Origin of the sequence: Bradyrhizobium sp. B117 (genome assembly GCF_038969555.1) — a bacterium.
Taxonomy (GTDB): Bacteria; Pseudomonadota; Alphaproteobacteria; order Rhizobiales; family Xanthobacteraceae; genus Bradyrhizobium.
Window position 1 is genome coordinate 5,038,368 of sequence record NZ_CP152414.1, and the last position, 18,428, is coordinate 5,056,795.

The following is an 18,428-nucleotide window of genomic DNA, read 5'->3' on the forward strand; positions in this document are numbered from 1 at the left end:
ATCATAAAGTGGTGGCTTTGCCCCCGCAACCTCAGGTCAGGCGGTCTCCCAGAACTGCGGTTAAAAGCCTCTGGTCTCTGGAACTGCCGCGACAGCTCTGCTAGCGCATGCGCAAACCTCATTTTGCTGGAAATTGACATGACCGACGCCATCCGCCCCCTGATTGCCGGCAACTGGAAAATGAACGGCCTGAAAGGTTCGGCTGCCGAATTCGACGCCATGCTCAACGGCGCGGCAGACGTCGCCGCTAAAGCTGACCTGCTGGTCTGCCCGCCGGCGACGCTGATAGCGGCCTTTGCCGACAAGGCACGCGGCAAGAAGGTCGCGGTCGGGGCCCAGGATTGTCATCCTAAGGCCTCCGGCGCCCATACCGGCGATATCGCTGCCGAAATGCTGGCCGATGCAGGGGCGAGCGCCATCATCGTCGGCCATTCCGAGCGCCGCGCCGACCACGGCGAGGGCGACGCCCTGGTCAGGCAGAAGGCGGAAGCCGCCTGGCGGGCCGGGTTGGTCGCGATCGTCTGCATCGGCGAGACGCAAGGCCAGCGCGATGCCGGACAGACCCTGGATATCCTGCGCGGCCAGCTGGATGGCTCGCTGCCGGACGCCTCTACCGCCGCCAACCTGGTGGTGGCGTATGAGCCGGTCTGGGCCATCGGCACCGGTCTCACCCCCACGGCCCAGGATGTCGAGCAGATTCATGGCTTTATCCGGGAACTCCTGACCTCCCGGTTCAAGGCCGAAGGAACGAAGATGCGCATCCTCTATGGCGGCTCGGTCAAGCCGTCCAATGCGGCCGAGCTGATGGCGGTCAAGAACGTCAACGGCGCCTTGGTCGGCGGTGCCAGCCTGAAGGCGGCCGATTTCCTTGCGATTGCCAAGGGCTGCCCCTAGCTATTCCAAACCATTGGTATGAGCCCGATCGGGGGTGGCAATGCCCCTCCCGATCGTGTAACACCGCGCAACTTCAGGAAAACCCGCGAAGCGCGACCGGCCGCCGTCAGGCGCTGCCCGCTTGTGACGGAAGGACATTATGCAGACCGTTGTCATCGTCATCCACCTCATGATCGTCGCCGTCATGATCGGCGCCGTCCTGCTCCAGAAGTCGGAAGGCGGCGGCCTCGGTATGGGGGGCGGCGCCGGCTTCATGTCGAGCCGGGGCACCGCGAACCTGTTGACGCGGACCACCGCGATCCTCGCCGCCGGGTTCTTCATCACCAGCCTGTTCCTGTCCTGGCATGCCGGATATAGCCGCGCGCCCTCGTCGATCATCGGCCAGCCGGCCTCGCAGAGCCAGCCGGCCGGCGGCGCGCCGATCTCGGCGCCGACCTCGGGCGGCATACTCGACACGCTGAAGAAGGCCGACGAGCAGCAGCAGAACCAGGCGCCGTCGGGCCCGCAGGTGCCGCGCTCGCAATAAAGCAGGGGGGCCATGCAGGGCGGTGGCTACCGTCCTGCATCAACAATCCCCATCAAGGCACTGTCACCACTCTTAGTTCTGGATCACCCACAGGCCCGCAAAATCTTTGGGGCGGAATACGAATCGCTTTGGCGAATCGAATTCGAGGGATTAGAGGTTAAGTCCCATGGCGCGGTACATATTCATCACCGGCGGCGTGGTTTCTTCGCTCGGCAAGGGTCTGGCTTCAGCGGCACTCGGTGCGCTGCTGCAGGCCCGGGGCTACAAGGTCCGCCTCCGTAAGCTCGACCCGTATCTCAACCTCGATCCCGGAACGATGTCGCCGTATCAGCACGGCGAAGTGTTCGTGACCGATGACGGCGCGGAGACCGATCTCGATCTCGGTCACTACGAGCGCTTCACCGGGCGGCCGGCGACCAAGGCCGACAACATCACGACCGGGCGCATCTACCAGGACATCATCTCCAAGGAGCGTCGCGGCGATTATCTCGGCGCCACCATCCAGGTGGTGCCGCACGTCACCAACGCCATCAAGGAGTTCGTCCTCGACGGCAATGACGAGTACGATTTCGTGCTGGTCGAGATCGGCGGCACCGTCGGCGACATCGAGGGCCTGCCGTTCTTCGAGGCGATCCGCCAGCTCAAGAACGAGCTGCCGCGCGATCACGCCGTCTACATCCATCTCACGCTGTTGCCCTACATCCCGAGCGCCGGTGAGCTGAAGACCAAGCCGACGCAGCACTCCGTGAAGGAGCTGCGCTCGATCGGCATCCAGCCGGACATCCTGCTCTGCCGCACCGATCGCGAGATCCCGAAGGAGGAGCGGCGCAAGCTCGGGCTGTTCTGCAACGTGCGCGAAAGCGCCGTGATCGAGGCGCGCGACGTCGACAACATCTATGCCGTCCCCGAGGCCTATCACAACGCCGGCCTCGACGACGAAGTGCTCGCCGCCTTCGGCATCGCCTCGCGGATTCCGCCGGAGCTGCGCAGCTGGCAGCAGATCAACGAGCGCGTGCGCAATCCCGAAGGCAATGTCACCATCGCCATCGTCGGCAAATATACCGGCATGAAGGATGCGTATAAGTCGCTGATCGAGGCGCTCTCGCACGGCGGCATCGCCAACAAGGTGAAGGTCAATCTCGACTGGATCGAGAGCGAGATCTTCGAGAAGGAAGATCCCGCGCCGTTCCTCGAGCACGTCAACGGCATCCTGGTGCCCGGCGGATTCGGCCAGCGCGGCGCGGAGGGGAAGATTCGCGCGGCGCAGTTCGCGCGCGAGCGCGACGTGCCGTATTTCGGCATCTGCTTCGGCATGCAGATGGCGGTGATCGAGGCCGCGCGAAACCTCGTCGGCATCGAGGACGCCAACTCCACCGAGTTCGGCCCGACCAAGGAGCCGCTCGTCGGCCTGATGACGGAATGGCTGCGCGGCAACGAGCTCGAGAAGCGCTCGCAGGCCGGCGATCTCGGCGGCACGATGCGGCTTGGCGCATACCCTGCCGCGCTCAACCGCGGCAGCCGCGTCTCGCAGGTCTATGGCGGCGCGACCGAGATTTCCGAGCGTCATCGCCACCGCTACGAGGTCAACACCGCCTACAAGGACCGCCTCGAGCAGCATGGCCTGAAATTCTCGGGCCTCTCGCCCGACGGCGTGCTGCCTGAAATCGTCGAGTACGAGGATCATCCCTGGTTCATCGGCGTCCAGTTCCACCCCGAGCTGAAGTCGCGGCCGTTCGAGCCCCATCCTCTCTTCGCCTCGTTCATTCAGGCGGCGATGGTGCAGAGCCGTCTGGTCTGACGGCTCAGCGCGCGGCGGAGTAGTCGCGCGCTTGATGCATCGGCTCCAACGCGACCCGCGTTGATGGTTCGGGCGCGAACGTTCCCGTGATCAGCTTCATCTGCGGCCGTCGCGTCAGTCTGTAGACCGCGGCGGGCGGCACGTTCAGCAAGGCGCGGTCGACGAGTTTTGCGCGCAGGCCCAGCCGGTCGAGCACGGGCCGCGGCACCGGGCAGCTCATGCCGTAGGTGAACTGGTAGAAGGCGCCGCCAGGGCGGACATAGCTGAACGCGCCGCTGAGGATCGAGATCACCTTGCGCCTCGACATGTTGAGCATCGGCAGGCCGCTCACGACCGCGCCGACGGGGGCGCCGTCATAGAGGCGCTCGGTCGCAAGCCGTGCCGCGTCCATCCACAGCACACGCGCGCCGGGAAAGCGCATTTGCAACAGCTTCATGAAGTCGGAGCCGTATTCGATCAGCGTCAGATCCTGCGGCCGGACGCCGCGCTTGAGCAGCTTGTAGGTGAACGCGCCGGTGCCGGGACCGAGCTCGAGGATCGGACCTGTCGTTGCCGAGATCTCGCGCGTGATGAGATCGGCAAGCGCCGCACCCGATGGTGCGATGGCGCCGACCTGACGCGGCGACGACATCCATGACAGGAAGAACGAAAGAAAATCGTTGGGCATGCGCACTCCGGCATCTTGGTTTGCACCTCGACAAATCAGAGGTGAGACGGATGCAGTGTCGCGAAAGCGCATTGCGACAGCATTGCGCTCGAAGCGGCGAGCGCGGACTGAATCAGCTCTGTCGCGCCGGTGGCAGCGTGATCCGGAAGCAGGCCCCACCGTCCGGCCCGTCCGTCACCGAGACGTGGCCGCCATGCAGCTGCACGATCTCGCGCACCATGTTGAGGCCGAGGCCGGCACCGCGATCGAGCGGCGCCAGCCGGTAGAATGGTTCGAAGACCTGTTCGCGCTGATCGGCGGGAATGCCGGCGCCTTCATCGGAGACCTCGATGCTCGCGGGGCTGCTGACGCGAATTCCGATGATGCCGCGGCGAGGGCCGTGCTGTATCGCGTTCTGCACGAGATTGGTCAGCGCGCGCTCCAGGGCCGCCGCATCGCCGATCGTGTCGATCGGTGCCGCCGGGGCATCGAGTGCCAGTTCGTAGCCGGCCGCGATCGCCAGCGGTGCAAGGTCGGCGGCGACGCTTCGCGCGACGGCGGCGAGACTGACGCGCGTGAAGGGATGGGCGCAGCGGTCGAGGCGCTGGATATCGAGCAATTGCTCGGCAAGCGTCGCAAGCCGCGCGGCATCCTCGAGCAGGCGGGTCTTGTCCGGCCCCGGGGCAAGCGACTCCAGCCGTGTGTTCAGGATCGCGATCGGCGTGCGCAGCTCGTGGGCTGCGTCGGCGACGAAGCGCTTGTGGCGCGCATAGCCCTGGTCGAGCCGCGCCAGCGCATCATTGACCGCAGTCACCAGCGGCACGACCTCCAGCGGAATCCGCTCCACCGAGAGCCGCGCGCCGCGCTGATGGATGTCGATGCGCCGCGCCTCGTCCGCCGTGGTGTCGAGGCCCCTGAACGCGCGCTGCACAATCATCGGCGTCGCGATGAACGTCGCCGTCCCCATCAGCAGCAGGCCGGGCAGGGCGATGCCGAGGAACGCAAGCGAGGTCGCGAGCAGCGCCTTGGCGCCGGTCAGCCGTCCCTGCGTCGCCGTGATGATTTGCACATTGCCGGCGTCGGTGTCGACCCGCTTCAGCCGCGCCGCCGGCTTGCGCGGATCGTCGAACATCTGCCATCCGAGCCGCGCCTGGCTGATCTGGTCAAGGCCGGCGCCGATCGCGGCGAATTCGGCCGGCACAGTGCCTTCGCCGAGGAGGTGACCCTGCCGGTCGCGCACCAGGAACCAGAGGTCGGGCGTCTCGTTGCGCAACTGCTTCAGCTCGGCGGTCGGCCGCAAGGCCAGCGCGCCTTGCGCATCGCGCGTGAGCGCGCGCTGGACGACATCGATGACGCGGTCCTCGTCGCGCCCGGCGAGCACGAAGCCCGATGCGCACAACGCTCCGACCACGACGGCAACCAGTGCAACGAGCAGCGCGGCCTGGAGCGACAGCAGGCGCCAGCTCAGCCGCGAGCGCAGGCAATAGGGATCGTGGTGTTTGCTCATGGCAGCTTCTTGAGGAGATAGCCGACGCCGCGAATGCCGTGGATCTCGACGCCCGCGTCGGCGTCCGCGAGCTTTCGCCGCAGCCGCGAGACGTGCGTGTCGAGCGCGTTCGACTGGATCTCGTCGTCGAAATTGTAGACCGCTTCTTCCAGCGTCGAGCGCAGCACGGTTCGCCCCATGCGTCGGATCAGGGCTTCGAGCACCAGGAGCTCCCGGCGCGGCAGCTCGAGCGGCGCACCGTCGATGTTGGCTTCGCGATGGCCGAGGTCGAAGGCAAGACGGCCGGCGCGAATGATTTCGGGGGACAGGCCCGCGGGCCGCCGCAGCACCGCGCGCAAACGGGCGAGCAGCTCCTCGACCGCGAACGGTTTTGCAAGATAGTCGTCGGCGCCGCTGTCGAGCCCGGCGATACGGTCGGCGAGTTCGCCGCGCGCGGTGAGGACGATGATCGGCACGCCGTCGGCGCGCGCGCGAAGCTTGGGGATCAAAGCGAGGCCGTCGCCGTCGGGAAGCTGGCGGTCGAGCAGGACCGCGGCATGGACGTCGGCGGAAATGGCTTCCTCCGCCTCGGCGAGCGTCGGGGCATGGTCCACCACCATGTCGTAGCGCTTCAGCGCGGAGGCCAGCGCGCCGGCCATTTCCGCCTCATCCTCGACGAGCAAAATCCGCATGCAACCTGCACCTGAACCACAATTGAGCCATTCTTAGCGGCCTGATCATTGCGGCAGCATTGCGGGAAGCGGACATGGTGCCGCTGCCGGACCCGTCTAGCCATGCGTGAAACGCCATAGGGGCGGCCGGGCAGGGCTCAAGACAGCGCTATGGTCAGACGTTATAACCGCCGAACCTGTTCAGGGAGGGAGCAAGAATGATCTACGAAATGCGCCAGTATCGCTGCGTGCCCGGCCGCCTGCCGGCGCTGTTGAAGCGGTTCGAGACGGCGACGCTGAAGATCTGGGAGAAGCACGGCATCAAGCAGGCCGGGTTCTTCACCACGCTGATCGGCGAATCCAACCAAGAGCTGACCTATTTCCTGGCCTGGGACTCGCTCGCCGAACGCGAGAAGAAGTGGGGTGCGTTCATGGCCGACCCGGAATGGATGAAAGCACGCGCCGAGAGCGAAGCGGATGGCCAGATCGTCGGCAATATCGTCAGCCAGCTCCTGACGCCGACGGCCTTCTCGGCGGTGAAGTAGGAACCTGCCGATACAAGGGCGGCGCCGGCAGTCCCGGCGCCTGATAATCTGACCGCCCAGGGCCGAATGGGGTTGATCCGACCCTCATGGCGGCTATGGTCGCGCCGAAACGAGGGATTTGGCTTTGAGCTCTTCGAATTCAGCGGCAGGCGTCGTCACCGTTGGCACGGTCAAATTCGGCAATGATCTGCCGATTTCGATCATTGCCGGGCCGTGCCAGCTCGAAAGCCGCCAGCATGCGCTGGAGGTGGCCTCCGCGCTGAAGGAGATCGCCGCGCGGCTGAACATCGGCCTCGTCTACAAGACCTCCTTCGACAAGGCGAACCGCACCAGCGCGTCCGCCGCGCGCGGCCTTGGCCTTGCGCAGTCGCTGCCGATCTTCGCGGAGATCCGGTCCTCGCTCGGCCTGCCGGTGCTGACCGACGTGCACGAGGCCACGCAATGCGCCGAGGTGGCGCAGGCCGTGGACATCCTGCAGATCCCGGCGTTCCTGTGCCGGCAGACCGATCTGCTGCTGGCGGCGGCCGCGACAGGCAAAGTCGTCAACGTCAAGAAGGGCCAGTTCCTCGCGCCCTGGGACATGGCCAATGTCGTGACCAAGATCACGGGCGCCAACAATCCGAATGTGCTGGTGACAGAGCGCGGCGCGGCCTTCGGCTACAACATGCTGGTCTCCGACATGCGCGCGCTGCCGATCCTGGCGCGCACGACCGGAGCGCCGGTGATCTTCGACGCCACCCATTCGGTGCAGCAGCCGGGCGGGAAGGGGACCTCCTCGGGCGGCGAGCGCGAATTCGTGCCGGTGCTCGCACGCGCGGCGGTGGCGGTCGGCGTTGCCGGTGTCTTCATCGAGACCCATCCCGATCCCGACCGGGCGCCCTCCGACGGCCCCAACATGGTGCCGCTGCGCGAGTTCGAGGGGCTGATCGCTCAGCTGATGGCGTTCGACGCGCTGGCCAAGAATACGAAGGGCATCACGCGCTGATGCACCAGCCTGTGACCGGGCCGTCCTCCGATCAGAGGTTTCCGCCAGCGATCAACATCATCGCGCTCGCCAGCTTCTCGGCGGCGTTGTCGACGCGCGCGCTCGATCCAGTCCTGCCGCATGTCGCCGAGGATTTCTCGGTCAGCATCACGACGGCCGCCAGTATCGCGGCGGGCTATGCCTTGATCTACGCGCTGGTCCAGCCGGTGATCGGCGCGGCTGCCGATCTGTTCGGCAAGGCGCGCTTGATGACGCTGTGTCTGGCTCTGCTCGGGGTCTCCTGCATTCTCGGCGCGATCGCGACGACTTTCTCGGGCCTGTTCGCGAGCCGCATCCTGGCCGGCATCGCCTCCGGCGGGGTGTTTCCGGTTGCGCTTGGTCTTACCGCCGACCTCGTTGCGCCGGCCAAGCGGCAGGTCGCAATCGGGCGCACGCTGGCGGGGTCGATGACCGGCAATCTGCTCGGCGCGAGTGCCTCCGGCATCATCGGCGATCTCATCGGCTGGCGCGGCGTGCTCGTGATCCTCGGCGCACTCGGCCTGATCGCGGCCGTCGCGGTGGCCGCGGGCTTCCGCGGTGCCGCGCTGGCGGCGCCGCCGAAAACCGACCTGAAGACCTTGCGCCAGGGCTACCGCACCATCTTCGCCAATCCAAACACGCGCTATTGCTACTCGGCGGTGTTCGTCGAGGGCTGCTGCGTGTTCGGCCTGTTTCCGTTCATCGCCGCGCTGCTGTTCGATCTCGGCGAGAAATCGCTGTCGATCGCGGGCATCGTGATCGCGGGCTTTGCCATCGGCGGGCTGTTCTACACCTTCACGGTCTCGCGCTTCCTGCCCTGGCTTGGTGTCAAGGGCATGATGATCGCGGGCGCGAGCCTCGTCGCCCTGCAACTCGGCGCGCTTGCCTTCGGTCCCGGATGGAAGCTGCAATTCGCCAGCATGCTGGTGATGGGGTGGGGCTTCTACATGATCCATGGTTGCTTGCAGGTGTTCGCCAGCGAACTGTCGATCGGCGCGCGGGCGACGGCGATGTCGCTGCATTCGTTCTTCTTCTTCATGGGGCAGACGGTCGGCCCGATCGCCTACGGCTTTGGCCTTGCGCATGCCGGCAAGGTGCCGACCCTGAGCGTGAGCGCTGCGATCATGGTGCTGCTGGGCCTAGTCTGCGCCCGGCTGCTCAAGCCGCGGGCGCCCTCGGACGCGCGGGCCTGACGGAGTATCGAGCTGTCGGCTTCCCGCATTTCTCCGGGAAAGAACGGTCGATCACGAAGAACACTGGCTCTGCTTGCCACGGCAGGCGACGCATCGTTAGATGGAGGCGCCGCTCTGTGGTCGAGCTCGCTATCCGCGCCCGCGATACGGCGCGACGCCTTGCTCGGGCACCCAGAGGCCCTTCGGCACGCGGCCGGTCTGCCAGAACACGTCGATCGGGATGCCGCCGCGCGGATACCAGTAGCCGCCGATGCGCAGCCATTTCGGCTTGATCTCGCTCGCGATGCGCTTGCCGATCATCACGGTGCAGTCCTCGTGGAAGGCGCCGTGATTGCGGAAGCTCGCGATATAGAGCTTGAGCGATTTCGACTCCAGCAGCCACTGGCCCGGCGCGTAGTCGATCATCAGATGCGCGAAATCCGGCTGTCCCGTGACCGGGCAGAGCGAGGTGAATTCCGGCACGGTGAAGCGCACCAGATAGTCCGTGCCTTTCTGCGGATTGGGCACGCGGTCGAGCTGGGCTTCTTCCGGCGTGTGCGGCCATTCGACCGCGCGGCCGAGCTGGAGAGATTTTTTCGCCATCGTCGTCACATCCTGTTCGAGCACGAGCCGGACCCGGAGGGCCGCGTTGGCGCAAAGTGGGCGCCGGTTTTCCGAAAGATCATGCTCAACTAAAAACCGGAGCGCGATAAGATCGCGCTCCAGAGCGTGTCGGGATGGACGCAAATGGCGCTGCCGTCAACCGGCCGCGTTCGTCTGGATCATGACGATCCGGTCGTTACCGGACTCGCAGCCCCAGAGTTCGCCGGGACGGCCGTCGAGCTGGCGGACATTGGCATTGGCCTTGTCGCTCGCGACCACGTTGAACGTCTCGGTGACGGGGTCGAAGCGGACGATCGCGTTGGCGGAGAAATCGGTGAGCCAGACCTTGTCCTTGTCGTCGACATAGACCGCGTAGGTGCGGGGACGTTCGCCCGGTAGCTTCCACGTTTTCCATGAGCCGTCGGCGGGATCGTGCATCGACACGTGCCCGCTGTTCCACTCGCTGACCCAGATCCGGTTCTTCGAGTCCGACCAGACCCGCCGCGAGCCCTGGCCCGGCGTCGGCGGCTCGACCACGGCGGCGTTGCCGGTCGCAAGATCGATCCTGGCGATGTAGCTGCCGGCGAGCGAGGTGTACCAGACGTCGCCCTTGGGCGTCACCGCGATGCCGTAGGGCCCGACGCCCTTGGGCGCCTTGAACACGTCCATCTCGCCCGATGTCGGCCTGAGCCGACCGTAATAGCCGGACTGGCCGGTGAACCAGTAGGTGCCGGTCTTGTCGAACACGCCAGTGTTGAGATTGGCGGAGGCGAACTTTTCCGGCAGGCGGAACAGCGTGACCTTGAGGTCATCAGGGGCGACCCGCGCGATCGCGTTCTGGCCACCCTCGGTGATCCAGGGCGCGCCGTCGGGGCCGATGGTCACGCCGTGCGGAGCGGCGCCCTGGCCGAGGCTGACGGTCTTGAAGCTGCCATCCTGGGGATTGAGCCTGCCGAGCAGGCCCTTGCCCTGGGCCGTGAACCAGACCGAGCCGTCGGGAGCGGGGGCAAGGTCATGCAGGCCGATGCCGGCGCTAATGGGGAAATATTTCGTCCGGAACGGGCCCTCCTGCGCAAAAGACGGGCGGGTCGCGAGGAGGGCAGCGCTCGAGGCAAGAAACTGGCGGCGATTCATGGCGTTACCCCGACTGTCTCAGTTTGAGGTTGGACGCGCAGATCAGGCAGGGTCAAGCTTAGTCCGAGCCACTTCACGCGTCAGTCGAAGCCCGTCCTCCAAGCGTTCACATTTGCTTGCGGCCCGTGTAAGACCCGCGGCACCGATCAGCCCCAACGAACGGAAGTGCACATCATGACCGCCATCATCGACATCATTGGCCGCGAAATTCTCGATAGCCGTGGCAATCCCACCGTCGAGGTCGACGTCGTGCTGGAAGATGGCGCGCTCGGCCGCGCTGCGGTGCCGTCCGGCGCCTCGACCGGCGCCCATGAGGCGGTGGAACTGCGCGACGGCGACAAGGCCCGCTATCTCGGCAAGGGCGTCACCAAGGCGGTCGGCGCCGTCAATGGCGAAATCTTCGAGGCCTTGAGCGGCCTCGATGTCGAGCAGCAGGCCCAGATCGACCAGATCATGATCGACCTCGACGGCACGCCGAACAAGAGCCGGCTTGGCGCCAACGCGATCCTCGGCGTCTCGCTCGCCTGCGCCAAGGCGGCCGCGAACTCGCTCGACATGCCGCTCTATCGTTACGTCGGCGGCACCGCGGCGCGCCTCTTGCCGGTGCCGATGATGAACATCATCAATGGCGGCGTGCACGCCGACAACCCGATCGACTTCCAGGAGTTCATGATCCTGCCCGTCGGTGCGTCGTCCTTCGCCGAAGGTCTGCGCTACGGCGCGGAAGTCTTCCACACGCTGAAGTCCGAATTGAAGAAGGCCGGCCACAACACCAATGTCGGCGACGAGGGCGGCTTCGCTCCGAACCTGCCGTCGGCCGACGCGGCGCTGGAGTTCGTCATGAACGCGATCGGCAAGGCCGGCTACAAGGCAGGGACCGACATCGTGCTCGGCCTCGACTGCGCCTCGACCGAATTCTTCAAGGACGGCAAGTACGTCTATGAAGGCGAAGGCAAGACCCGCTCGATCTCCGAGCAGGCCAAGTACCTTGCCGACCTCGTCTCGCGCTATCCGATCGTGACCATCGAGGACGGCATGTCGGAAGACGACATGGACGGCTGGAAGGAGCTCACCGACCTCATCGGCAAGAAGTGCCAGCTGGTCGGCGACGACCTGTTCGTCACGAACGTCAAGCGCCTCGCCGAAGGCATCAAGGCCGGCCGCGCCAACTCGATCCTGATCAAGGTCAACCAGATCGGCACGCTGACCGAGACGCTCGCCGCCGTCGAGATGGCGCACAAGAACGGCTACACCTCCGTCATGTCGCACCGCTCGGGCGAGACCGAGGATTCCACCATCGCCGACCTCGCGGTCGCTACCAATTGCGGTCAGATCAAGACCGGCTCCCTTGCGCGTTCCGATCGCACCGCCAAATACAACCAGCTTCTTCGCATCGAGCAGCAGCTCGGCAAGCAGGCGCTGTACGGCGGCAAGGCGGCGCTGAAGGCGCTGGCATAAGCCAGCGCTTCGACAACACAGGGGAGGATTGGACATGAGCGACGGCAAGACCGGACTGCAACTGCGTTCGCTGATCAAGAAAAGCGGCGAGCTCGAGATCTCGCTCGTGGACGTGCCGACCCCCGAGCCTGCGGACGACGAGGTCGTCGTCCGCATCGAGGCGGCGCCGATCAACCCGTCCGATCTCGGGCTGCTCGTCGGCGCGGCCGACATGAGCACGGCCAAGGCGTCCGGTACGAAAGAGGCGCCGATCATCACCGCGAAAGTGCCTGACGGAGCGATGCGCGCGATGGGCGCGCGGCTCGACCAGTCCTTGCCGGTCGGCAACGAGGGCGCCGGCGTCGTCATCAAGTCCGGCTCGTCGGATGCCGCGAAGGCGCTGATGGGCAAGACCGTCGCGATGATCGGCGGCGCCATGTATTCGCAGTACCGGACGATGAAGGTCAGGGACTGCCAGCCGCTGCCCGAGGGCACGACGGCGGCAGAGGGCGCCTCGTGGTTCGTGAACCCGCTCACCGCGCTCGGCATGACCGAGACGATGCGGCGCGAGGGCCACAAGGCGCTGGTGCACACTGCGGCCGCCTCCAATCTCGGCCAGATGCTGAACAAGATCTGCATCAAGGACGGCATCCCGCTGGTCAACATCGTGCGCAGCAAGGAGCAGGCGGAAATCCTGCACAAGATCGGCGCCAAATACGTTGTCGATTCCAGCGCGCCGAGCTTCCTTGACGATCTCACCAATGCGCTGGTCGAAACCGGCGCGACCATCGCCTTCGATGCCATCGGCGGCGGCAAGCTCGCCGGCGACATCCTTAACTGCATGGAAATCGCGATCAACAAGACCGCAAAGGAGTACAGCCGTTACGGCTCCAGCGTGCACAAGCAGGTCTATGTCTATGGCGCGCTCGATATCCGTCCGATCGAACTGCCGCGTGGCTTCGGCATGGCCTGGGGCGTCGGCGGCTGGTTGCTCACGCCGTTCCTGCAGAAGATCGGACCGGCCGACATCGGACGGCTGCGTCAGCGCGTCGTGAGTGAGTTGAAGACGACCTTTGCCAGCCACTACACCAAGGTGGTGTCGCTGCAGGAGACGCTCGATCCCGCCAATATCGCGGTGTACGCCAAACGCGCCACCGGCGAAAAATTCCTCATCAACCCAAATAAATAATCGTGACGTGCGGCGGCACGTCACCGAAAGAAGGTCTTGCCTTCTGAGCGAAGCCGGAGATTATTCCGCCGCCATTTGAAAGCGGAAAAACCGCAGGGCGCTCAGAAGGGGACCTCTCCATGACCGATCTCAATCGCCGTCACCTGCTCGCAGGTGCGGCCGCCATCGGTGCGGCCGCCGTCACCGGCCTCCGGCCAACCGTCGTCAATGCCGCAGTGCCGCAAGTCGGTACGCAGGCGCCGGGCTTCTATCGCTACAAGGTCGGCAGCATCGAGTGCACCTCGATCAATGACGGCGCGCGCACTTTCCCGATGCCCGACAAGTTCGTCACCAACCTGTCGAAGGAAGAGGCGCTCGCTGCGGGCGAGGCTGCCTACATGCCCAAGGGCATGGTCACGGTGCCGTTCAACCCGCAGCTCATTAACACCGGCTCCAAGCTGGTGCTGATCGACGCCGGCAACGGCGTCGCCAATCTCGAACCCAGCAAGGGCGCGGTCGGCCGCACGCTGCAGAACCTCCAGGCCGCCGGCGTCGATCCCAAGAGCATCGACGTGGTGCTGCTCTCGCATCTGCATCCCGACCACACCAACGGCATCCGCCTTGCCGACGGCGCGCTCGCCTTCCCGAACGCGGAGATCATGGTGCCGGGCAAGGATTGGGAGTTCTGGACCAGTGCCGACAACGCCGCCAAGGCCGAGTCCAACCCGATGATGAAGAACTATTTCGCCAACGTGAAGAAGACCTTTGACGGCCTCGAGTCCAAGGTCACGAAATACGAGTGGGGCAAGGAAGTCGCGCCGGGCATCACCTCGATCGCAACGCCGGGCCACACGCCGGGTCACACCTCATTCGCGGTCGCCTCGGGCGACAAGAAGGTCCTCATCCAGTCTGACGTCACCAACATTCCCGAATTCTTCCTGCGCAATCCGGATTGGCACGTAGCGTTCGACAACGATCCCGCGATGGCGCAGGAAACGCGCCACAAATTCTACGATATGGCGGCGGCGGAGAAGGCCACTGTCATCGGCTTCCACTTCACCTTCCCCTCTGTCGGCCATGTCGAGAAGGACGGCGCCAAGTATCGCCTGATCCCGTCGGCGTGGAATCCGACGATCTGAGCTGGATTTGCATATTCGCACGAAAGATCGGGCCGCCGCTTGGCGGCCCGATTGTTTTGGGCGACCATCTGCTTTCGCGAAACGCAGCGTTTCCAAACCGGACCGGTTCATGCACTTGCATCCACCGACCCGGAACGCTTAAGTGCCGCCCCGGCACTCCCGCTCAAGCCCTCAAGGACAACCCATGGCCTACAACATCGTCGTCATCGCCGGCAGCCTGCGCAAGGACAGTTTCTCGCTGAAGATCGCCAACGCGTTGGCGAAACTCGCGCCTGCCTCGCTCAAGCTCGAGGTCGTCACCCTCGGGGGCATCTCGTTCTTCAACCAGGACCTCGAGGGCGCGCCGCCGGCCGACTGGCTGGCCTTCCGCGACAAGCTCCAGAAGTCGGACGGCGTCATCTTCGTGACCCCCGAATACAACCGCGCCATCCCGGGCGTCCTCAAGAACGCCATCGACGTTGCCTCGCGCCCGTATGGCAAGAGCTCATTCAACGGCAAGCCGGTCGGCATCGTCTCGAACTCGCCGGGCCCGCTCGGTGGCGTCAGCGCGGCCAAGACGCTCCAGAACATCCTGCCGGGCATTGCCGGCCCGATCATGCAGCAGCCTGAGATCTATCTGAACGCGGTCGGCGACGCCTTCGATGCTGAGGGCAACCTGACCAAGGACTCGCTGAAGGGCGTGCTCCAGGCCTATATCGACGCCTTTGCCGCACACGTGGCCAAGCACCACGGCTGAGGCTTTCGCGCCGAAGCTTGCTCCACTCTCCGTGATGGCCGGGCTTGAACCCGGCCATCCACGTCTTGGCCTCCAACGACGAAGAACGTGGATGCCCGGGACCAAGCCTGGGCATGACGACGAGAGATACGGGCAGGGCGCACTAACACTCCCTTAACCAAGCTGCCCCATCTTCCCAGCATGGTCTCCCGCGCGCGCCTGAAATCGATCCTGACCGGCCTTGCCCTCTATGCGATGGCGGCCGCGATCGTCGGCTATTTCGGCGTCAACGCCTACACTGGCAAGTACGGCCTCAACGCCCGTCAGGAGCTCGACCAGGAGATCATCGCGCTGACGAGCGAGCTCGCGCAGCTCAAGCGCGAGCGCGCCAGGAGCGAGCAGCGCGTCTCGCTGCTGCGCACCGACAAGATCGATCCCGACATGCTCGACGAGCGGGCGCGCTTCCAGCTCGACTATGTCAATCCGCACGATCTCGTTCGGATGATCCCGGCCAAGTAGCGTTTTCCGCGCCATTCGAAACCGGTATCGAACGCCGAAGCCGAAATCCGGCACGCGTCGATCAATTCTACCGAAAGTCGCAAGCGTGGAACCGGACTGCCGCTTGACGGCCGTGCCGGTGCGGGCTCATGGCTTCCCACGCTGTCGGCCTGAGTTGACGCAGATCAACCGGGTCGAGCCGCCACAGCCTAGACTGCCACCCGGAGGAAACAGTGATGAATGGGCTAATGTCCCGGCATCACGCGGCCCGTGTCGAGGCCGCCATTGCGTCAGGCCAGGCCGCGCGCTCTGCGCTCGTGGCCTCATGGTGCCGTTCGTCCCGCTTGCATCATCTCGATCCCGCCGGCCGCAATTCGCCGGTGCGGCTCAGCGACGCAGAACTGCGGCAGGCGCGTGAGCGCATCGCGCCGCTGCTTGCCGCCGCGCAAGGCGCCATGGACCGGCTCTATCAGGCGGTCGGCGCTGCCGGCTGCTGCGTGCTGCTCGCCGATGGCGAGGGCGTGCCGGTCGACCGCCGCGGCACGCCGGCGGACGACGTTACGTTTCAGTCCTGGGGCTTGTGGACCGGCGCGCTCTGGAGCGAGGAGCATGAGGGCACCAACGGCATCGGCACCTGCGTCGTCGAGCAGCGGCCGCTGACGATCGACCGCGACCAGCATTTCTTCACCCGCAACACGCTTCTGAGCTGCACCGCGGTTCCGATCTACGACCATGAAGCAGCTTTCGCGGGCGTGCTCGACGTCTCCTCCTGCCGCACCGACCGCACCGATGCGTTCTCCAGCCTGATCGCGCTGGCGGCCGGCGAGGCGGCAAAGCGCATCGAGGCCGACTTGTTCCGCCGGGCTTTCCCTCATGCCCGCATCGTGCTGACGCAAGGTCCGGACGGGCAGTCGATCGGCCTCGTCGCGGTCGATGCAGACGATCTCGTGATCGGAGCGACCCGCACCGCCCGCGCGGGACTCGGGATCGCGCCGGGCAGGGCGATGCACCCGGTGCCCGCGGCCGATCTGCTCGGCGGCGATGCTGCGCATGATCACCTCGCCGGCGGCCAGCGCGCAGTGTTGCAGCGCGCGCTGCTGCGCGCCGGCGGCAATGTCTCGGCCGCCGCAAAAGCCCTCGGCGTCAGCCGCGCCACGCTGCACCGCAAGCTCAAGCGGTTCGAGATCAAGCACTGAGCTTCAGCCGTCATTGCGAGCCACCGGGTCCGCGCGAAGCGCGGCCCCGGTGGCTCGCAATGACGAAGTGGAGGCCGCAAACGTCCCATCTCCCCCGCGTCTGTCGCAGAACTGCGACACTCCGGCCCGGCCATCGCTGCCGCCCGGGCTGACAGAAATCACCTCCCGCGAGATCGTTGGCGCAAGTCGTGAACACACGGCGGATCGCGCAAACATCAACATCGGGAGTGAGCAATGAACAAGGTGGAATTCCTCGGCGTCACCCAAAGCCCCTTCGCCGAACGCTACGACAATTTCATCGGCGGCAAGTTCACAGCGCCCATCACCGGCAAGTATTTCGACAATGCCTCGCCGGTGAACGGCCAGATCGTCTGCAAGATCGCGCGCTCCGATGCGCAGGACGTCGAGGCCGCGCTCGATGCGGCCCATGCCGCCAAGGCCGCGTGGGGACGCACCAGTGTCGCCGAGCGCGCCGCGATCCTGAACAAGATCGCCGACCGCATGGAGGAGAATCTCGAGTGCCTTGCGGTCGCCGAGACCTGGGACAACGGCAAGCCAATCCGCGAGACCCGCGCCGCCGATCTGCCGCTGGCGATCGACCACTTCCGCTACTTCGCCGGCGTCGTCCGCGCGCAGGAAGGCTCGATTGGCGAGATCGACCACGACACCATCGCCTATCATTTCCACGAGCCGCTCGGCGTGGTCGGCCAGATCATCCCCTGGAACTTCCCGCTGCTGATGGCGTGCTGGAAGCTCGCACCGGCGCTCGCCGCCGGCAATTGCGTGGTGCTCAAGCCCGCCGAGCAGACGCCGGCCTCGATCATGGTCTGGGCCGAGATCATCGGCGACCTGCTGCCGCCAGGCGTGCTCAACATCGTCAATGGTTTTGGCCTCGAGGCCGGCAAGCCGCTCGCCTCCAGCCCGCGCATCGCCAAGATCGCCTTTACCGGTGAGACCACGACCGGCCGGCTGATCATGCAATATGCCAGCCAGAACCTGATCCCCGTGACGCTGGAGCTCGGCGGCAAATCGCCGAACATCTTCTTCAGCGACGTCACCGCCGAGGACGACGACTTCTTCGACAAGGCGATCGAAGGCTTCGTCATGTTCGCCCTGAACCAGGGCGAGGTCTGCACCTGTCCGAGCCGCGCGCTGGTCCATGCCGACATCTACGACCGCTTCATGGAGCGGGCGCTCAAGCGCGTCGCCGCGATCAAGCAGGGTGATCCGCGCGCCGCCGACACCATGATCGGCGCGCAGGCCTCCAGCGAGCAGCTCGCAAAAATCCTCTCCTATATCGACATCGGCAAGCAGGAGGGTGCCAAGGTGCTCGCGGGCGGCGGACGCGCCGAGCTCGCCGGTGATCTCTCGGGCGGCTTCTACGTCCAGCCGACGGTGTTCGAAGGCAACAACAAGATGCGCATCTTCCAGGAGGAGATCTTCGGCCCCGTGGTCTCGGTCACGACCTTCAAGACCGACGACGAGGCGCTGGCGATCGCCAACGACACGCTCTATGGCCTCGGGGCCGGCGTCTGGAGCCGCGATGCCAACCGCTGCTACCGCTTCGGAAGGGCGATCCAGGCCGGCCGGGTCTGGACCAACTGCTACCATGCCTATCCCGCGCATGCGGCCTTCGGCGGCTACAAGCAGTCGGGCGTCGGCCGCGAGACCCACAAGATGATGCTCGATCACTATCAGCAGACCAAGAACCTCCTGGTCAGCTATAGCCCGAAGAAGCTCGGCTTCTTCTGATCGAAGATGTGATCGGGCGGAAGAGAGCGCCCGCTCCATCGTCAT

Annotated in this window: 18 protein-coding genes; 13 read left to right on the forward strand and 5 right to left on the reverse strand. The window is 65.5% G+C overall.

The window, feature by feature from the left end:
• Positions 1-138: 138 nt before the first annotated feature.
• From tpiA to AAFG16_RS24730, 3 genes are all read left to right on the forward strand, one after another.
• Positions 139-894 carry a triose-phosphate isomerase gene (tpiA, locus tag AAFG16_RS24720; RefSeq protein ID WP_283086766.1) on the forward strand — a complete coding sequence of 252 codons (756 nt, stop codon included), beginning with the start codon at positions 139-141 and terminating at the stop codon, positions 892-894.
• Between the two features lie 139 nt (positions 895-1,033).
• Entirely contained in the window at positions 1,034-1,420 is a 387-nt protein-coding gene (gene secG / locus AAFG16_RS24725; RefSeq protein ID WP_342729530.1) for a preprotein translocase subunit SecG, read from the forward strand.
• A gap of 166 nt (positions 1,421-1,586) precedes the next feature.
• Positions 1,587-3,218: a CTP synthase gene (locus AAFG16_RS24730; RefSeq protein WP_283086768.1), complete on the forward strand. Its 1,632-nt coding sequence runs from the start codon at positions 1,587-1,589 to the stop codon at positions 3,216-3,218.
• Between the two features lie 4 nt (positions 3,219-3,222).
• Here AAFG16_RS24730 and AAFG16_RS24735 read toward each other — a convergent pair whose 3' ends face one another.
• From AAFG16_RS24735 to AAFG16_RS24745, 3 genes are all read right to left on the reverse strand, one after another.
• Complete coding sequence (locus tag AAFG16_RS24735) at positions 3,223-3,885, reverse strand: rRNA adenine N-6-methyltransferase family protein (RefSeq protein WP_342729532.1); 663 nt, start codon at positions 3,883-3,885, stop codon at positions 3,223-3,225.
• Between the two features lie 112 nt (positions 3,886-3,997).
• Positions 3,998-5,371: a HAMP domain-containing sensor histidine kinase gene (locus tag AAFG16_RS24740; protein ID WP_342729534.1), complete on the reverse strand. Its 1,374-nt coding sequence runs from the start codon at positions 5,369-5,371 to the stop codon at positions 3,998-4,000.
• Positions 5,368-6,042, reverse strand: a complete 675-nt coding sequence (locus tag AAFG16_RS24745; protein WP_283086770.1) for a response regulator transcription factor — start codon at positions 6,040-6,042, stop codon at positions 5,368-5,370. Before AAFG16_RS24745 ends, AAFG16_RS24740 begins: the two co-directional genes overlap by 4 nt.
• 197 nt (positions 6,043-6,239) lie before the next feature.
• Here AAFG16_RS24745 and AAFG16_RS24750 point away from each other — a divergent pair, with 197 nt between their 5' ends.
• From AAFG16_RS24750 to AAFG16_RS24760, 3 genes are all read left to right on the forward strand, one after another.
• Positions 6,240-6,566, forward strand: a complete 327-nt coding sequence (locus AAFG16_RS24750; RefSeq protein WP_283086771.1) for an NIPSNAP family protein — start codon at positions 6,240-6,242, stop codon at positions 6,564-6,566.
• 124 nt (positions 6,567-6,690) lie between these two features.
• The gene (kdsA, locus tag AAFG16_RS24755; protein ID WP_283086772.1) at positions 6,691-7,551 is read left to right on the forward strand and encodes a 3-deoxy-8-phosphooctulonate synthase; all 861 of its coding nucleotides are present in this window, start codon (positions 6,691-6,693) and stop codon (positions 7,549-7,551) included.
• Entirely contained in the window at positions 7,551-8,762 is a 1,212-nt protein-coding gene (locus AAFG16_RS24760) for an MFS transporter (protein ID WP_342729537.1), read from the forward strand. The genes kdsA and AAFG16_RS24760 overlap by 1 nt, the downstream gene beginning before the upstream one ends.
• 129 nt (positions 8,763-8,891) lie before the next feature.
• On the opposite strand, the gene queF is transcribed toward AAFG16_RS24760, so the two are convergent.
• Both queF and AAFG16_RS24770 read right to left on the reverse strand, forming a co-directional pair.
• Positions 8,892-9,344 (reverse strand): preQ(1) synthase, encoded by a 453-nt coding sequence (gene queF, locus AAFG16_RS24765; protein WP_165424973.1) that lies wholly within the window; start codon positions 9,342-9,344, stop codon positions 8,892-8,894.
• Positions 9,345-9,500: 156 nt separating this feature from the next.
• On the reverse strand, positions 9,501-10,478 hold the full coding sequence (locus tag AAFG16_RS24770; RefSeq protein WP_342729541.1) for a lyase: 978 nt from the start codon (positions 10,476-10,478) through the stop codon (positions 9,501-9,503).
• A 174-nt stretch (positions 10,479-10,652) separates the two neighbouring features.
• Here AAFG16_RS24770 and eno point away from each other — a divergent pair, with 174 nt between their 5' ends.
• The 7 genes from eno to adh all read left to right on the forward strand — a co-directional run bounded on the left by eno (position 10,653) and on the right by adh (position 18,383).
• Positions 10,653-11,936 carry a phosphopyruvate hydratase gene (gene eno / locus AAFG16_RS24775; RefSeq protein ID WP_283086775.1) on the forward strand — a complete coding sequence of 428 codons (1,284 nt, stop codon included), beginning with the start codon at positions 10,653-10,655 and terminating at the stop codon, positions 11,934-11,936.
• A gap of 34 nt (positions 11,937-11,970) precedes the next feature.
• Complete coding sequence (locus tag AAFG16_RS24780) at positions 11,971-13,104, forward strand: zinc-binding dehydrogenase (protein WP_283086776.1); 1,134 nt, start codon at positions 11,971-11,973, stop codon at positions 13,102-13,104.
• Positions 13,105-13,223: 119 nt separating this feature from the next.
• Complete coding sequence (locus tag AAFG16_RS24785; RefSeq protein WP_342729544.1) at positions 13,224-14,222, forward strand: MBL fold metallo-hydrolase; 999 nt, start codon at positions 13,224-13,226, stop codon at positions 14,220-14,222.
• A gap of 184 nt (positions 14,223-14,406) precedes the next feature.
• Entirely contained in the window at positions 14,407-14,958 is a 552-nt protein-coding gene (locus AAFG16_RS24790; RefSeq protein ID WP_283086778.1) for an NAD(P)H-dependent oxidoreductase, read from the forward strand.
• 180 nt (positions 14,959-15,138) lie between these two features.
• Positions 15,139-15,456 (forward strand): septum formation initiator family protein, encoded by a 318-nt coding sequence (locus tag AAFG16_RS24795; RefSeq protein ID WP_283086779.1) that lies wholly within the window; start codon positions 15,139-15,141, stop codon positions 15,454-15,456.
• 215 nt (positions 15,457-15,671) lie between these two features.
• Positions 15,672-16,631, forward strand: a complete 960-nt coding sequence (locus tag AAFG16_RS24800; protein WP_342729546.1) for a GAF domain-containing protein — start codon at positions 15,672-15,674, stop codon at positions 16,629-16,631.
• A gap of 234 nt (positions 16,632-16,865) precedes the next feature.
• Positions 16,866-18,383, forward strand: a complete 1,518-nt coding sequence (gene adh / locus AAFG16_RS24805) for an aldehyde dehydrogenase (RefSeq protein WP_342729548.1) — start codon at positions 16,866-16,868, stop codon at positions 18,381-18,383.
• The last annotated feature ends 45 nt before the right edge of the window (positions 18,384-18,428 follow it).

Bases quoted from the DNA above. Each gene is read 5' to 3' on its own strand.
- queF (WP_165424973.1), bottom strand. From the start codon at position 9,344: ATGGCGAAAAAATCTCTCCAGCTCGGCCGCGCGGTCGAATGGCCGCAC.
- AAFG16_RS24795 (WP_283086779.1), top strand. From the start codon at position 15,139: ATGGTCTCCCGCGCGCGCCTGAAATCGATCCTGACCGGCCTTGCCCTC.
- AAFG16_RS24745 (WP_283086770.1), bottom strand. From the start codon at position 6,042: ATGCGGATTTTGCTCGTCGAGGATGAGGCGGAAATGGCCGGCGCGCTG.
- AAFG16_RS24730 (WP_283086768.1), top strand. From the start codon at position 1,587: ATGGCGCGGTACATATTCATCACCGGCGGCGTGGTTTCTTCGCTCGGC.
- AAFG16_RS24790 (WP_283086778.1), top strand. From the start codon at position 14,407: ATGGCCTACAACATCGTCGTCATCGCCGGCAGCCTGCGCAAGGACAGT.
- adh (WP_342729548.1), top strand. From the start codon at position 16,866: ATGAACAAGGTGGAATTCCTCGGCGTCACCCAAAGCCCCTTCGCCGAA.
- AAFG16_RS24770 (WP_342729541.1), bottom strand. From the start codon at position 10,478: ATGAATCGCCGCCAGTTTCTTGCCTCGAGCGCTGCCCTCCTCGCGACC.
- secG (WP_342729530.1), top strand. From the start codon at position 1,034: ATGCAGACCGTTGTCATCGTCATCCACCTCATGATCGTCGCCGTCATG.
- AAFG16_RS24760 (WP_342729537.1), top strand. From the start codon at position 7,551: ATGCACCAGCCTGTGACCGGGCCGTCCTCCGATCAGAGGTTTCCGCCA.
- AAFG16_RS24750 (WP_283086771.1), top strand. From the start codon at position 6,240: ATGATCTACGAAATGCGCCAGTATCGCTGCGTGCCCGGCCGCCTGCCG.
- eno (WP_283086775.1), top strand. From the start codon at position 10,653: ATGACCGCCATCATCGACATCATTGGCCGCGAAATTCTCGATAGCCGT.
- AAFG16_RS24800 (WP_342729546.1), top strand. From the start codon at position 15,672: ATGAATGGGCTAATGTCCCGGCATCACGCGGCCCGTGTCGAGGCCGCC.
- tpiA (WP_283086766.1), top strand. From the start codon at position 139: ATGACCGACGCCATCCGCCCCCTGATTGCCGGCAACTGGAAAATGAAC.
- AAFG16_RS24780 (WP_283086776.1), top strand. From the start codon at position 11,971: ATGAGCGACGGCAAGACCGGACTGCAACTGCGTTCGCTGATCAAGAAA.
- AAFG16_RS24785 (WP_342729544.1), top strand. From the start codon at position 13,224: ATGACCGATCTCAATCGCCGTCACCTGCTCGCAGGTGCGGCCGCCATC.
- AAFG16_RS24735 (WP_342729532.1), bottom strand. From the start codon at position 3,885: ATGCCCAACGATTTTCTTTCGTTCTTCCTGTCATGGATGTCGTCGCCG.
- AAFG16_RS24740 (WP_342729534.1), bottom strand. From the start codon at position 5,371: ATGAGCAAACACCACGATCCCTATTGCCTGCGCTCGCGGCTGAGCTGG.